Genomic DNA, 13876 nt, shown 5'->3' on the forward strand with positions numbered 1-13876 from the left:
TGAAACCATCGTTCGGCGAGACTGATGCAAAGGCAACACCCGCTTAGGTTGTGCACCAAGGGATCCCGGAAATCTTAAGGTAAAGGGACAAAATATGCAGGACCTGATGACGATGATCGCAACCCTTCGCCGCCCTCGTATGCTGGCGCGGACGGCCAAGTTCGGGGCCAGAGATTACAATCGGGACAGGCACTTGCAGCGCATTCTGGGATACGGGTCGCTACCCGGATCCGGACAGGCCCTACTGCGATTGATGGAGATGGAGAAAGAAGTAAACGAACAGCGCAAAGAAGAAGATGCGGCCTATTCCCTGGTGCGGCATCTGGATCTGCTTATCGCGCTGTTGGGTGAGGCGCAGTTGTATCAAGCCAACCGCGCCTCAGCTTTTCAGTGATCAGGTGAACGCATCCGGCATGGAAGCCTTTTTCTCGGCGATATAGGCTTCCAGCGCTGCGGCGGTATCCGGATCCATATGCGGTTGCTGGTAGTTTGCCAGTAAATGCTCGACCCGCGCGGACGCCAATGCGCGCGTGTCACGTGCACCCTCTTCCTGCCAGGTCTCGTAGGGCTTGTAGTCTAGCAGATCAGACTTCCAGAAGGATTCCTTGAAGTTTGCCTGCGTGTGCGCACAGCCAAGATAGTGGCCACCCGGCCCCACTTCGCGAATTGCGTCCATGGCCTGCGCGTTGTCATCGTACGCGACACCCTTGGCCAATGAATGCAGAATACCCAACTGGTCTGCATCCATGACGAACTTTTCGAAATCGGCAACAAGGCCACCCTCAAGCCAGCCACAGGAATGCAGCATGAAGTTCACACCGGACAACAGGCCCATGTTCAGCGAGTTTGCTGTCTCGTAAGCCGCCTGCGCGTCTGGCAATTTTGAACCACAGAAGGAACCAGCTGAACGATAAGGCAAGTTCAGGCGCCGTGCCAACTGACCCGCACCATAGGTGATGTGTGCTGCTTCAGGCGTACCAAAGGTGGGTGCGCCCGAATTCATGTCGATCGAGGTCACGAATGCACCAAAGATCGCTGGCGCGCCGGGGCGGATGATCTGGCTATAGGCCACACCAGCCAAAACTTCGGCCAAAACCTGCGTCAGGGTGCCTGCAACCGAAACCGGAGCCATCGCGCCGCCCACGATAAAGGGCGAGATGATGCAAGCCTGGTTGTTGCGCGCATAAACCTCCAGCGCGCCCATCATCACATCGTCAAACGTCATCGGCGAGTTGATGTTGGTCAGTGAGGTCATCACTGTATTTTCCTGTACGAACTCCTTGCCGAACAGGATCTCGCACATCTCGACCGAGTCCTGCGCCCGGCTGGGATCTGTCACCGAGCCCATGAAAGGCTTGTCTGACAAGGTCATATGCGCCTTCAGCATGTCCAGGTGGCGTTTGTTCACCGGAATGTCGGTTGGTTCGCACACCGTGCCGCCCGAATGGTGCAACCACTTGGACATATAGGCCAGTTTCACGAACTTGTTGAAGTCGTCCATGGTCGCATAGCGACGGCCGCCTTGCGCATCACGCACAAAAGGAGGGCCGTAAACAGGTGCCAGAACCATGTTGCGGCCACCGATGACCACCGATTTCTCGGGGTTGCGGGCGTGCTGCGTGAACTCGCTGGGGGCGGTTTTGATCAGCTCGCGCGCAAGACCGCGTGGGATGCGAACACGCTCGCCGTCGATATCTGCACCAGCATCGCGCCAGCGTTCAAGCGCGGCGGGGTTGTCGACGAAGTTGACGCCGATTTCTTCCAACACGGTTTCCGCGTTGTTCTCGATGATTTCAAGCGCCTCTTCATTGAGGATCTCAAAATTCGGAATGTTCCGTTCAATGTATTTCGCGGTCTCGATACGGACTGCGGTACGCTCGGCACGGCGGGCGGCGCCACCGCCACCTCTTGCCCTGCGTCGGGTGTTTGCCTCTGCCATGAGAAAATCCCGTCTGGTTGGTTAGATTGGAGCTTTTGATACAGGTTTACCAGAACTCAGGCATCGGGATTGCGGCGCTCTGGGGGAAAAAGCGACATTGGCACCCTGCCGAGCAGCAAACACCTCCTCAAAGTTAATCAGGCCTCTGAAACACTATCCCACTCAATGCTTTCGATACTCGGCTCCAGCATCAACGGCGCGACCACCTTGTGCTGCAGCTCTTCGGGGTGATCCTCCATCGAAACAAGAACCGCTATGGTCTGCGAACCGTCAGCACTGTCCCCTTTCTCGAACCCAACGATGCGAATGTCATTTTGGGCCAGCGCCTTGAGAACCGCGACGCGCGCATCGGCCTGCGTCTCTTCCTTGCATTGCAAAAGAATCTTGAATTCCTGCGTCAGCGGAACGCCGGCGCGCGTTGTCCGTTTGAGCCATTTGACAAGGGGCCTAAGGCCAAGGTTCACAAAAATGACGAAGCCAGTCATCATCAAGGCGAATAACCAAGCCCCCGTCCCCGCCATCATTCCAACAGCGGCCGAACACCACAAGGTTGCCGCCGTGTTCAGCCCGTGGATCGTGAATCCGTGGCGGAAAATGATTCCGGCCCCTAAAAAGCCAATGCCCGACACGACCTGTGCGGCCACACGGGTTGGGCTGACTTCGTCCGGAAAAAGAGCAGAAAACACAACAAAGGCCGCGGCGCTCAGGGCCACAAGCGCATTTGTCCGCAAACCGGCCATTCTCTGCCGGACTTGCCGTTCGGACCCTATTAGTGCCCCGCAAAACAACGCAAGCGCCAGATTCAGCGCGGCAATTTCTATCGAAATCGGCAATTCATGATCCTTATCCAGACGAATCCAGACTTGGATCCTTTCAGGTTGTCATATTTTTGTTACAAAACTTTTACAATTGGGTTTTTGTGGAGGCCCGAAAATCCAAAGGAATTGGACGTCGCCCTTGCGAAATCACCGGGCTTGCCCTAAGGCGCAGACATGACCCAGACATCCCACGACCGCCTTCTGATCATCGACTTCGGTAGCCAGGTAACGCAGCTTATTGCCCGCCGCCTGCGTGAGCTGAATGTTTATTGTGAAATCCACCCTTACCAGAATGTCACGATGGATTTTGTGCGGGAAATGTCCCCCCGTGCCGTGATCTTCTCGGGTGGCCCTGACAGCGTGACGCGCGAGGGTTCGCCCCGTGCTCCGCAAGAGATATTCGATTATGGCGTTCCAATTCTTGGCATCTGCTATGGCCAACAAGTGATGATGCATCAACTGGGCGGCAAGGTGGAAAGTGGTCACGGCACTGCCGAGTTCGGTCGGGCCTTTGTCACCCCTGAAAACAAGTTGGATATTCTTGACGGCTGGTTCGCTGATGGGGATGAGCAGGTCTGGATGAGCCACGGCGACCACGTCAGTGAGATCGCACCCGGCTTTGAGGTCTTTGGCACCTCGCCCAACGCGCCTTACGCGATCACGGCGGACCCTGCGCGCCACTTCTATGCAGTGCAGTTCCACCCCGAAGTGCATCACACTCCCAAGGGCGCGAAGCTATACGAAAACTTCGTCAAACTGGCGGGCTTCAAGGGCGACTGGACCATGGGCGCCTATCGCGAAGAGATGATCCGCAAGATTCGCGAGCAGGTCGGCGACAAAAAGGTAATCTGTGGTTTGTCCGGTGGTGTCGACAGCTCGGTTGCTGCGATTCTGATTCACGAGGCAATCGGAGACCAGCTGACCTGTGTCTTTGTCGATCACGGTCTACTGCGAAAGAACGAAGCCGAAGAGGTCGTGGGCATGTTCCGCGACAACTACAACATTCAGTTGATCCATGCGGACGAATCCGAGCTGTTCTTGGGCGAGCTCGAAGGTCAAAGCGATCCGGAAACCAAGCGCAAGATCATCGGCAAGCTGTTCATCGACGTGTTCCAGAAACATGCCGACACCATCGAAGGGGCCGAGTTCCTGGCTCAGGGCACGCTTTATCCTGACGTGATCGAGTCGGTGTCCTTCTCGGGCGGTCCGTCAGTGACGATCAAGTCGCACCACAATGTGGGTGGCCTGCCCGAGAAGATGGGGCTGAAGCTGGTCGAACCGCTTCGTGAGCTGTTCAAGGACGAAGTACGCGCACTGGGCCGAGAACTCGGCCTTCCGCAGAGTTTCATTGGCCGCCACCCCTTCCCCGGACCGGGTCTGGCCATTCGCTGCCCCGGTGAAATCACCCGCGAAAAGCTGGAGATCCTGCGCGAAGCCGATGCCGTCTATATCGACCAGATTCGCAAGCACGGCTTGTATGATGAAATCTGGCAGGCGTTTGTCGCCATCTTGCCCGTGCGCACCGTGGGCGTCATGGGCGATGGCCGTACCTACGACTATGCCTGCGCGCTGCGGGCTGTCACTTCGGTTGATGGTATGACCGCAGATTATTATCCCTTCAGCCACGAGTTCCTTGGTGAAACCGCGACGCGGATCATCAACGAGGTTAAGGGCATCAACCGCTGTACCTATGATATTACCTCAAAACCGCCGGGCACGATTGAGTGGGAATGATAGGCGAACACTGCACTGAAACAGGAAGTTGAACGCGCGGAATGTTGTGCGCGTTCAACCCGTTTCCACAGTAATTCACTGTTACCTTCTTGCATCCCTTCATTCTTCGGCGTTTGATTGGCTAAACACATTTAACTGTCTTTTCTAATGCCTGGCTTTGCACTCCATCGCATGTTTGGCCTCGCGACTAATTCTGGATGCGTTAGTAATGAGCCACGGGCAAAGTCACGTCTTTAAGGCTGCACTATGGATGACGGGTGCCATCGCCTCGTTTTCATCCATGGCCGTTGCCGGACGAGAGTTAAGCTTCACCCACGACACGTTCGAGATCATGATGTATCGCAGCATCGTCGGGTTTCTTGTTGTGGCTCTTATCCTTACAATCACGCAAAACTGGGCGCAGGTTTCAACGAAACGCCTGGGGCTGCACGCGATACGAAACACACTGCATTTCACCGGACAGAACCTTTGGTTCTACGCCGTAGCAGTTGCGCCGTTGGCACAAGTCTTTGCCCTTGAGTTCACGCAACCACTCTGGGTCATACTGTTATCCCCTTTGTTCCTGAAGGAACGTCTGACCCCACTTAAGATAGTCGCAGCGCTTATTGGGTTTGCAGGCGTTCTGATTGTCACTCGCCCCGGGTCTGCCCCGCTAAGCCCAGGTCTTGTTACCGCGGCGCTTTCTGCTGTTTTCTTCGCGTTTACAACAATTACCACCAAGAAACTCACCCGGTTTGCAAGTATTGGATGCATCGTCTTCTGGCTGACGGCCATGCAGGCTGTCCTGGGTGCCGCAGCGGCCGGATTCGATGGTCAGATTTCACTGCCAAACACAAACACTGCTCCCTATCTGGTTCTTGTTGGTTTGGCCGGATTGCTGGCGCATTTCTGTATCACCAATGCACTGGCCATTGCCCCGGCCACTGTCGTGGTTCCCTTCGACTTTGCCCGTCTTCCCACGATCGCAGTGGTCGGGATGATCCTGTATCACGAGCCCATAGACCATTGGGTCATGATCGGCGCTGTGGTCATTTTCTCTGGCATCTTCTTAAACATCTGGTCCGAAAATCGTAGCAATTTGGCAACAACTCCAAACATGAGTCGCACCAAGTAACGCTCCGTCACCAGTTGACCTTAAAGTAACCAAAAAGAAAGTATCGTGCGGAATAAAACGGGCAGGCGATCATTTCACTCACAACAGTCGCCAACATAACCCGCAGGAGACCCATAGGGAGGACAGAATGAAAAAAACGCTACTTACAACCTGCGCGCTGTGCGTTGGGGCAGCAACTGCCCATGCAGGTGGCCTTGACCGAAGCGGTCAGGGGATCAATTTGATTTTCGAAGAAGGTTCAGTTGTTCAGTTCCGTCTTGGTTACACTGACCCGAGTGTGACCGGCACTATGCCCGCGTTGGCGGGTCCAAATATCGGCCAGCCTCAGGACTCTGGCGAAGTGGCAAATGATTTCTTCACGCCGCACCTGGGCTACAAGGCAGCCCTGACCGAAAAACTCGATTTTGCAATCATGTATGACCAGCCGTTTGGTGCTGACATCCAGTATGCAGCCAGCTATCCGCTGTCGATAAACCCAATTCCAGGCGGTCGGTCTGACGTTCTGAGGGCGACAGCGGACACCGACGCGATCACTGCGTTGCTGCGCTATAAATTCGACGGAGGCTTTAGCGCAATCGGCGGTATTCGCGCGCAGCGCGTTGAAGCATCAGTCACCGTACCACTTGCCGCGGGTTATAACGTAGACACAAACGCCGACACAGCATTTGGATACGTTATCGGTGTAGCCTGGGAAAAGCCTGAGATCGCGGCCCGTGTGTCTCTGACCTACAACTCGAAGATCAGCCACGATCTCTCGCAGACCGAATCTCTGAACCCACCGCCAATTCCCCCAATTCCACCGGGAACGGTTGCGACGTTCAACACAAACAGCGAAATTGAAACGCCCCAATCCATCAATCTGGACTTCCAGACAGGTGTTGCCCCGAAAACCTTGCTGTTCGGATCGGTTCGTTGGGTCGACTGGCCACAGTTGGTCTACAACCCGCCAAACTATCCACCGACCAGCAACCTTGTTGACTATGACGATGCCACCTTCACCTACTCACTGGGATTGGGCTACCAGTTCTCGGAAGAGTTCTCCGGCGCTGTTACTCTTGGCTACGAGTCGTCTCAAGGTACCCCGGTTTCAAACCTCGGCCCGACCGACGGTTTCTGGAGCATCGGCGTAGGTGGCACCTACTCGCTTGAAAATGCACAGATTTCTGGCGGCATTCGCTATACGGATATTGGCGACGCAACAGCAGACGGCGCTGGCCCCGGTGCGCGCGCAACATTCACGGGCAACAGCGCCTGGAGTGTTGGTTTCCAGATCACCTACGCTCTGAACTGATCGCCACCATCTTAGAACATGTCAAAGCCCCGCTGTTTCAGCGGGGCTTTTTCGCAAGAACCGGGTCGCAGTTTCACCTTCCGAATGAGACAGTGACGCCATGAATGCACAAAAACACCTTTCGCCCCGCGCGTGGGCCGAGCTTTTGCTACTTGGCATCATCTGGGGCGCGTCCTTTGTCTCGATCCGGATCGCGCTGGACACCATTCCGGTCATGACGTCCGTGCTTCATCGCACGTTCTGGGCCATGCTGGTGCTTTGGCTGGTGGTCTGGGCTCAAGGGCACGAACTTCCACGTGCTCCAAGGGTTTTGGGTGCCTTTCTGGTCATGGGACTGCTCAACAACGTGATCCCTTTCAGTCTGATGGCTTGGGGGCAGCTTTACATCGACACCGGCCTGACCGCGATCCTGAACGCCTCGACCGCCGTGTTTGGGGTTCTGGTTGCTGCTTTATTTTTTCGCGATGAACGACTGACAAGCTCCCGACTGATTGGCGTTTGTCTGGGCTTCGTCGGCGTCACGATTGCAATTGGCGTACAAAACTTCACAGGGTTCAGCCTGCAAAGCACGGCCCAGCTTGCTGTTCTGGCTGGAACAGTGTCATACGCTTTCGCTGCCGCATGGGCCCGATACGCACTGTCCGACCTTCCCCCCATCGTTGCCGCAGCAGGCATGTTGACCGGATCGACCATCTTGGTACTGCCACTGACCCTAATAACGGATGGTTTGCCGAGTCTTGCGCTGCCAGCAATCACCTGGGCGGCCATTGGCTATTACGCAATTGTTGCAACCGCCGGGGCGTACCTTTTGTACTACCGTGTTCTGGCCATGGCTGGCAGCGGCAACCTGATGTTGGTAACGCTGGTGATTCCCCCGGTCGCCATCGTATTGGGGGCGTTACTGCGCGGCGAAGCGCTGTCACCCAACGCCTATTTTGGCTTTGCTATTCTTGCCGCAGGTCTTTTGGTTCTCAATCGCTCTGGCCGTCGTGATTGACGCCGCCCTTTGCCCGATTTAGCAAAGGCAAAAAAGGGACAGCGCATAATGATCTACTCCTCAGCCGAAGACTGGCGCACCGCACGCCGTAAGAAAGTGCTGTTCTTTGGCATGTCCGGCCTGGGCAAGACGTATGTCTCGAATATCCTCAGGGATTCGGGGAACTGGTTCCACTACTCGATCGATTACCGGATCGGCACGCGTTACATGGGTGAATACATCACCGACAACGCCAAGGCCGAGGCTATGAAGGTTCCGTTCCTGCGCGACCTGCTGTTGTCGGACTCGATCTATATCGGCTCGAATATCTCGTTTGAAAACCTGACCCCTGTTGCCGCCTATCTAGGCAAACCGGGCAATCCGGCGCTTGGCGGGTTGGAAATGCCAGAGTACCGCCGCCGGCAGGAGCAGTTTCGTCTGGCCGAGATTCATGCCCTTTTGGATACTGAATATTTCATCGACCGCGCCGAGCGTTTGTATCAATACCCTCACTTTATCTGTGATACGGGTGGTTCGATCTGTGAATGGGTCGACCCGGAGGATCCCAAAGATCAGATCTTGTCAGAACTGTCGCGCCAAACCCTGATGATCTGGTTGCAAGGGGATGAAGGTCATACAGCCGAATTGGTGCGCAGGTTCGATAAAGCACCGAAACCAATGTCTTACCAGGCAGATTTCCTGACCCGCACATGGGCCGAGTATCTGGATCAAAAAGGGTGTGCCGAATCTGATGTGGACCCTGACGATTTCGTTCGCTGGACCTATGCGCAGGCTCTGGCGCACCGCCAACCGCGCTATGAGGCGATGGCCAAGAACTGGGGTGTGACGATTGCAGCCGATGATATCGGCAAGATCCGCGACGCCGGTGATTTCGATGAGTTGATCGAATGCACCCTTGAGACCGAACCCAAGAACGCCTAACTAGCAGTTTTCCTTACTCTCTTCGAAGTCTGACAAATGCCCATCAAAATCCCATCTGATCTTCCTGCTTTTGACGTCCTGACCAAAGAGGGCGTCATGGTCATGGACGAAGATCAGGCCATGCGTCAGGATATCCGCCCGCTGCGCATTGGATTGCTGAATCTGATGCCCAAGAAAATCCAGACGGAAAACCAGTTCGCGCGCCTGATCGGTGCAACCCCCTTGCAGATCGACCTGTCCCTGATCCGCATGACCGAACACCGCACCAAAAATACTGCGGCCGAACATATGTCTGAGTTCTACCACCCATTTCAGGAGGTCAAGGACGAGAAATTCGACGGCCTGATCATCACGGGCGCGCCAATCGAGCATCTGGAATTTGGTGACGTTACTTATTGGGACGAGATCAGCGAAGTCTTCGAGTGGACGCAGACCAATGTTCATTCGACCTTTGGTGTCTGCTGGGGCGGAATGGCGATGATTAACCATTTCCACGGCGTGCGTAAACACATGCTGGACGCCAAGGCGTTTGGCTGTTTCCGTCACCGGAACCTGAACCCGGCCTCGCCGTTTTTACGCGGGTTCTCCGACGACTGTGTGATCCCTGTCAGCCGCTGGACAGAGATGAAACAGGGTGAAATCGACAGCGCCCCCGGTTTGAACACTCTATTGGGCAGCGACGATGTTGGGCCTTGCCTGGTCGAGGATCCTGAGCACCGCGCGCTCTATATCTTCAACCATTTCGAATATGACAGCGATACGCTGAAGCAGGAATATGACCGGGACGTAGCAAATGGCACACCAATCAACGTGCCGATCAACTATTACCCGGATGATGATCCATCAGAAACGCCACAAAACCGGTGGCGCAGCCATGCGCATCTGCTCTATGGCAACTGGATCAACGAAATCTACCAGTCCACGCCTTTCGATATGAGCAAAATTGGCAAGTAAAGCGTTCATACTCCTTGGCCTCATCGTACTGGGCCTGGCCGTGCTGACCGCTTGGCGCAGCGCCAAGAATGAGGCGATGGCAGAAGCGGCCTTTCCACCCGAAGGTCAGGTTCTTGATGTTGATGGCATCGCCGTACACGCCGTTGTGATGGGCGAAGGCCCGGATGTTGTGCTGATCCATGGCTCCAGCGGGAACACGCGCGATATGACCTTCGCACTGGCCCCCATTCTGGCCCAGAACTTTCGGGTTATCGTATTCGACCGCCCCGGCTTGGGGTATTCAGAAAGCTTCAACCCCGACGGCGAAACCATCATCGAGCAGGCAGATATCCTGCAACGGGCAGCAGCACAGCTGGGGGCCGACAAACCCATCGTAGCAGGCCAAAGCTATGGCGGGTCGGTCTCGCTTGCGTGGGCAGTAACGCGTCCTGAAAACATCTCGGCCCTGGTTCTGATCGCGCCTGCGGCCATCCCGTGGGAAACGCCCTTGGATGGCTTTAACCGGCTGGCATCAACCACCGCAGGTAATGCTCTGGTCCTGCCCCTGATCAGCTCTTTCGTGCCTGAATGGTACGTGACGCAAGCGTTGGACAAAGTATTTGCGCCACAGACCGCGCCTGAGGGGTACGCAGAGCACTTCGGCCCCGGCCTCACGATCCGGCGTGGATCAATGCACGCAAATGCCAAGCAACGCGCCAATCTGCTGGATGAGATTACCCGTCTGCAGCCCAGATATGGCGAAATTTCCGTGCCAACAGAAATCATTCACGGAACCGCTGACGACACGGTTGGTCTTGAATGGCATTCCGAACGCCTGATCGACCAAATCCCAGGGGCCGAGTTGATCGACTTGCCCGGCATCGGCCACATGCCGCAGGTGGTCGCCGCCCCCGAGGTCGCTGCCGCCATAGATCGTGCGGCCCAGCGTGCGGGTTTGCGTTAATCCGGGCTCTAATCCATAGTAAGATATGGATTTTATCGCGAGGTGACATATGGCCCGGTCCGAAAAAGGTTCTATCGAAAGATATTATCAAAAAGACGCCCCCAAGGCGGTACGGGAAGAAATCAAGAAATCGGGAAAAGGCGATATTCTAAACGCCACATACCCGTATCGCGAGAAAATGAAGACCAAGGACTATGATGCTCAGATGGAGCTTCTCCAGATCGAGTTGGTCAAGATGCAGTCCTGGGTGAAGGAAACAGGCCATAGGGTGGCGATCATCTTTGAAGGGCGCGACGCCGCTGGTAAAGGCGGCACAATCAAGCGGTTCCGTGAAAATCTGAACCCGCGCGGGGCTCGCAATGTGGCGCTTGCCAAGCCTTCGGATGCGGAACGCAGCCAATGGTATTTTCAACGCTATATCGCCCACCTGCCCGCCGCTGGCGAAATCGTTTTCTTTGACCGGAGCTGGTACAACCGGGGTGTCGTCGAGAATGTCTTCGGCTTTTGCACGCTGGAAGAGCGTGAGCGGTTCTTCCGTCAAGTACTACCGCTGGAAATGGGGTTGGTGAATGACGGGATCCATCTCTTCAAATTCTGGCTCAATGTCGGGCGTGCCGAGCAGTTGAACCGCTTTTTGGCGCGCGAGACGGACCCGCTCAAACAGTGGAAGCTTAGCCCGATTGATGTAGCCGGTCTGAACAAATGGGATGAGTATACGGAATCGATCTCGGAAACGCTGACCAGATCGCACACCGACGCCTGCCCTTGGACGATCGTGCGTTCAGACGACAAGAAGCGTGCGCGTCTTGCAGCCATCCGTACGGTCCTGCATGCGTTGGACTATGATGAGAAAGACAAGAAGAGCATCGGCAAGATTGATCCGCAGATTTGCGGTGGCCCGGATGTCTGGGATGCGTAACCCTACACTCCAACGAAGTGTTTTGACGGACAGGGTTGGACGGATCTGCGTGTTTGCTCTATCTCATTGTTTTCAAACACTGCATCAAGACAGCTGAGGCCGGAATGACGAAACGCGGGTATCACCACGGGAACCTGAAACAGGCTTTGGTCGAAGCCGCGTTGTCCCTGATTGAAGAAAAAGGGCCAACTGGTTTCACCCTGTCCGAAGCCGCAAAAACCGCCGGAGTAACCCCTGCCGCCGTCTATCGCCATTTTCAGGGACGTGAAGACCTGATTGCCGAGGCGGCGCGGCAAGGGTTCGAGATGTTCGCAGATCTGATGCAATATGCCTATGACAAGGGGCAGCCATCAGCGTTGGCAGCGTTCGAGGCAACCGGACGGGCTTATTTGGCCTTTGCCCGCAAGAACCCCGGCCACTATATCGCGATGTTCGAAAGCGGAATCTCTTTGAACCGCACGACCGAGCTTTCTTTGGCCGCCAATCGCGCCAAGTCGGTTCTGGAAAAAGCGGCGGCGGACCTGTCCCAACATATTCCGCCAGAAAAGCGCCCACCTGCATCGATGTTCAGTGCCCATATCTGGGCGATGAGCCACGGTGTTGTTGAGCTTTTTGCCCGCAACACTGGCGCAACCTCTCCATTTCCGCCAGAGGACTTATTGGAAAGTGGGATTGGCATTTACCTACGCGGTTTGGGCCTCATTCCTCAAGACGACTGAAACGGGTCACAGCAACCGGTTACCTTGTGGCATACTCAGACCCGAGGTCACATTAATCAGGTCCATCTCGCCCATTCCCTTGATGTCAACACAACCAAGGTCGGAAACCTGAAATTCGTCGATCAGGGCATACTTCATCTCTTCCGGTGCCACGATGTTCATTGGGTTGGCGAAGACTTGCAAGCGGGACGCTATGTTCACAGCCGGGCCAAAAACGTCATAGACATATTTCTGAATTCCAACGACCGATCCGACCGCAGCCCCCATCCCTAGGCCAATCCGGGCCTGCCATTTGTGCGGATGGCTTTCGTTCCGGCGCTCGAGATAACGGAGGAACCGCACGGCACAATGCGCAACAGCCGTGGCATGATCCGGGGTTGGGTCAGGCATGCCGGACACAGCAAGGTATGCGTCACCTATTGTCTTGATCCGCTCACACCCAAACTGTTCGACGATACGGTCAAAAGCCGTGAAAATATCGTTCAGCTCGCTCAGGGTTACGGTTGGGTCGGTCTTGGCTGCAAAATCTGTGAACCCTACAAAATCCAACATCACCACCGAAACCTGCTGATACAGCTGAGGTGTGACGACGCCAAATGTCTTGAATTCTTCATAGACGGCCCGTGGCATCAGGTTCAGCAACAGGCGTTCAACCCTTTCTTTTTCGCGCTCAAGTTCTCGGGTATTGCGCTCGACCATGGTGGAATAGCTGTCGATCATGCTTTCCAGCTCGCGAATGCGGGTGATGTTCTGGCATTCCACAATCAGCACCTGCTCCGACAACCCATTGGCCAGCGACACTGTCACCGCAAAGATCAACGTCCGGCGTTTTGGTTTGATCTGAAGCTCAACCGAGTACCTCAGGCCAGACTGTTTGACATCTTCCAGTTCTTTGGGGTCGAGATCCGGCAGAATATCTCCAAGCGTATTCCCTTCTTCCGGGGCCCCAAACCATTCCGCGAAAGGTCCATTGTGAAACACGAACTCCAGATCCGAGGCACGCACCACGGCGACACCAACACCAATGGCACGCAACAGTTGCTCATTGATTGCCAGTATGCTCATGCCGCAGTCCGGACGACGATGATGGACCGTTTGCCCTCAATTGCGGCGAGCGCTGTTTTGATATCCCCGTCCGACATGCCATGGGCGCTCAGCGCATCGCCGAACAGTTCCGCCATGACGTCAAATTCATCATGTGAGATGTTCAGATGCCGGTGAACAGCTTCAATTCTGTCGTCGTTGAATGATGCAGGTCCTCCGATTAGCGAAGACACAAACTTCGTCTGATGGTCAATCAAACGGGGCATATCAATGTCCTCGAAGTAATGGCCGATGTCGTCAGAATCCAATGCCATCTCATAGAAGGTCATCACGACGCGGCTGATTGTTTTGAAGCCGCCATACTTTTCATAAAGTGTCTGTGTCACACGAATACCCGCGCGTTACCGATCAATAACACCACAACTCTATATCAAATTGATATTTTTGTTAACGTTTATGATCAGTATGCTCCGACCGGAAAAG

General features: G+C 55.2%; 14 protein-coding genes. 10 read left to right on the plus strand and 4 right to left on the minus strand.

All coding sequences use genetic code 11. The features are described from left to right. Window positions 1-94: 94 nt before the first annotated feature. Window positions 95-394 (plus strand): DUF6477 family protein, encoded by a 300-nt coding sequence (locus tag ACR3EH_RS01575; RefSeq protein ID WP_171182943.1) that lies wholly within the window; start codon window positions 95-97, stop codon window positions 392-394. Here the strand turns inward: ACR3EH_RS01575 and ACR3EH_RS01580 are convergent, their stop codons facing one another. Next, window positions 395-1939, minus strand: coding sequence for a trimethylamine methyltransferase family protein (locus ACR3EH_RS01580; RefSeq protein WP_171182941.1), 1545 nt, complete (start codon window positions 1937-1939; stop codon window positions 395-397). A 137-nt stretch (window positions 1940-2076) separates the two neighbouring features. Then, on the minus strand, window positions 2077-2772 hold the full coding sequence (locus ACR3EH_RS01585) for an MgtC/SapB family protein (RefSeq protein ID WP_171089683.1): 696 nt from the start codon (window positions 2770-2772) through the stop codon (window positions 2077-2079). A 159-nt stretch (window positions 2773-2931) separates the two neighbouring features. Here ACR3EH_RS01585 and guaA point away from each other — a divergent pair, with 159 nt between their 5' ends. The 9 genes from guaA to ACR3EH_RS01630 all read left to right on the plus strand — a co-directional run bounded on the left by guaA (window position 2932) and on the right by ACR3EH_RS01630 (window position 12349). Continuing rightward, entirely contained in the window at window positions 2932-4491 is a 1560-nt protein-coding gene (gene guaA / locus ACR3EH_RS01590; protein ID WP_171182939.1) for a glutamine-hydrolyzing GMP synthase, read from the plus strand. A 208-nt stretch (window positions 4492-4699) separates the two neighbouring features. After that, window positions 4700-5605 (plus strand): DMT family transporter, encoded by a 906-nt coding sequence (locus ACR3EH_RS01595; protein ID WP_171182936.1) that lies wholly within the window; start codon window positions 4700-4702, stop codon window positions 5603-5605. Window positions 5606-5732: 127 nt separating this feature from the next. After that, a complete protein-coding gene (locus ACR3EH_RS01600; RefSeq protein WP_171182934.1) occupies window positions 5733-6896 on the plus strand; it encodes an OmpP1/FadL family transporter in 1164 nt (387 codons plus the stop codon). Window positions 6897-6996: 100 nt separating this feature from the next. Then, window positions 6997-7893: a DMT family transporter gene (locus ACR3EH_RS01605; RefSeq protein ID WP_171182932.1), complete on the plus strand. Its 897-nt coding sequence runs from the start codon at window positions 6997-6999 to the stop codon at window positions 7891-7893. Between the two features lie 48 nt (window positions 7894-7941). Beyond that, window positions 7942-8814 carry an ATPase gene (locus ACR3EH_RS01610; RefSeq protein WP_171182930.1) on the plus strand — a complete coding sequence of 291 codons (873 nt, stop codon included), beginning with the start codon at window positions 7942-7944 and terminating at the stop codon, window positions 8812-8814. Window positions 8815-8850: 36 nt separating this feature from the next. Continuing rightward, window positions 8851-9768 (plus strand): homoserine O-acetyltransferase MetA, encoded by a 918-nt coding sequence (gene metA / locus ACR3EH_RS01615; protein ID WP_171182928.1) that lies wholly within the window; start codon window positions 8851-8853, stop codon window positions 9766-9768. Next, window positions 9758-10711, plus strand: a complete 954-nt coding sequence (locus ACR3EH_RS01620) for an alpha/beta fold hydrolase (protein WP_171182926.1) — start codon at window positions 9758-9760, stop codon at window positions 10709-10711. The genes metA and ACR3EH_RS01620 overlap by 11 nt, the downstream gene beginning before the upstream one ends. Before the next feature lie 49 nt (window positions 10712-10760). Next, window positions 10761-11630, plus strand: coding sequence for a polyphosphate kinase 2 (ppk2, locus tag ACR3EH_RS01625; protein WP_171182924.1), 870 nt, complete (start codon window positions 10761-10763; stop codon window positions 11628-11630). 104 nt (window positions 11631-11734) lie between these two features. Then, window positions 11735-12349, plus strand: a complete 615-nt coding sequence (locus ACR3EH_RS01630) for a TetR/AcrR family transcriptional regulator (RefSeq protein ID WP_171089665.1) — start codon at window positions 11735-11737, stop codon at window positions 12347-12349. 6 nt (window positions 12350-12355) lie between these two features. On the opposite strand, the gene ACR3EH_RS01635 is transcribed toward ACR3EH_RS01630, so the two are convergent. Both ACR3EH_RS01635 and ACR3EH_RS01640 read right to left on the minus strand, forming a co-directional pair. Beyond that, window positions 12356-13414, minus strand: coding sequence for an adenylate/guanylate cyclase domain-containing protein (locus ACR3EH_RS01635; protein ID WP_171646858.1), 1059 nt, complete (start codon window positions 13412-13414; stop codon window positions 12356-12358). Then, on the minus strand, window positions 13411-13779 hold the full coding sequence (locus ACR3EH_RS01640) for a group I truncated hemoglobin (protein WP_171089661.1): 369 nt from the start codon (window positions 13777-13779) through the stop codon (window positions 13411-13413). The genes ACR3EH_RS01635 and ACR3EH_RS01640 overlap by 4 nt, the downstream gene beginning before the upstream one ends. Window positions 13780-13876 lie beyond the last annotated feature (97 nt).

It is taken from the genome of Ruegeria sp. BG7 (assembly GCF_056535685.1).

Excerpts from the sequence above, each read along its gene's own strand:
- ACR3EH_RS01635 (WP_171646858.1), bottom strand. The coding sequence starts at position 13,414 with ATGAGCATACTGGCAATCAATGAGCAACTGTTGCGTGCCATTGGTGTT.
- ppk2 (WP_171182924.1), top strand. The coding sequence starts at position 10,761 with ATGGCCCGGTCCGAAAAAGGTTCTATCGAAAGATATTATCAAAAAGAC.
- ACR3EH_RS01600 (WP_171182934.1), top strand. The coding sequence starts at position 5,733 with ATGAAAAAAACGCTACTTACAACCTGCGCGCTGTGCGTTGGGGCAGCA.
- metA (WP_171182928.1), top strand. The coding sequence starts at position 8,851 with ATGCCCATCAAAATCCCATCTGATCTTCCTGCTTTTGACGTCCTGACC.
- ACR3EH_RS01605 (WP_171182932.1), top strand. The coding sequence starts at position 6,997 with ATGAATGCACAAAAACACCTTTCGCCCCGCGCGTGGGCCGAGCTTTTG.
- ACR3EH_RS01630 (WP_171089665.1), top strand. The coding sequence starts at position 11,735 with ATGACGAAACGCGGGTATCACCACGGGAACCTGAAACAGGCTTTGGTC.
- ACR3EH_RS01610 (WP_171182930.1), top strand. The coding sequence starts at position 7,942 with ATGATCTACTCCTCAGCCGAAGACTGGCGCACCGCACGCCGTAAGAAA.
- ACR3EH_RS01580 (WP_171182941.1), bottom strand. The coding sequence starts at position 1,939 with ATGGCAGAGGCAAACACCCGACGCAGGGCAAGAGGTGGCGGTGGCGCC.
- guaA (WP_171182939.1), top strand. The coding sequence starts at position 2,932 with ATGACCCAGACATCCCACGACCGCCTTCTGATCATCGACTTCGGTAGC.
- ACR3EH_RS01575 (WP_171182943.1), top strand. The coding sequence starts at position 95 with ATGCAGGACCTGATGACGATGATCGCAACCCTTCGCCGCCCTCGTATG.
- ACR3EH_RS01595 (WP_171182936.1), top strand. The coding sequence starts at position 4,700 with ATGAGCCACGGGCAAAGTCACGTCTTTAAGGCTGCACTATGGATGACG.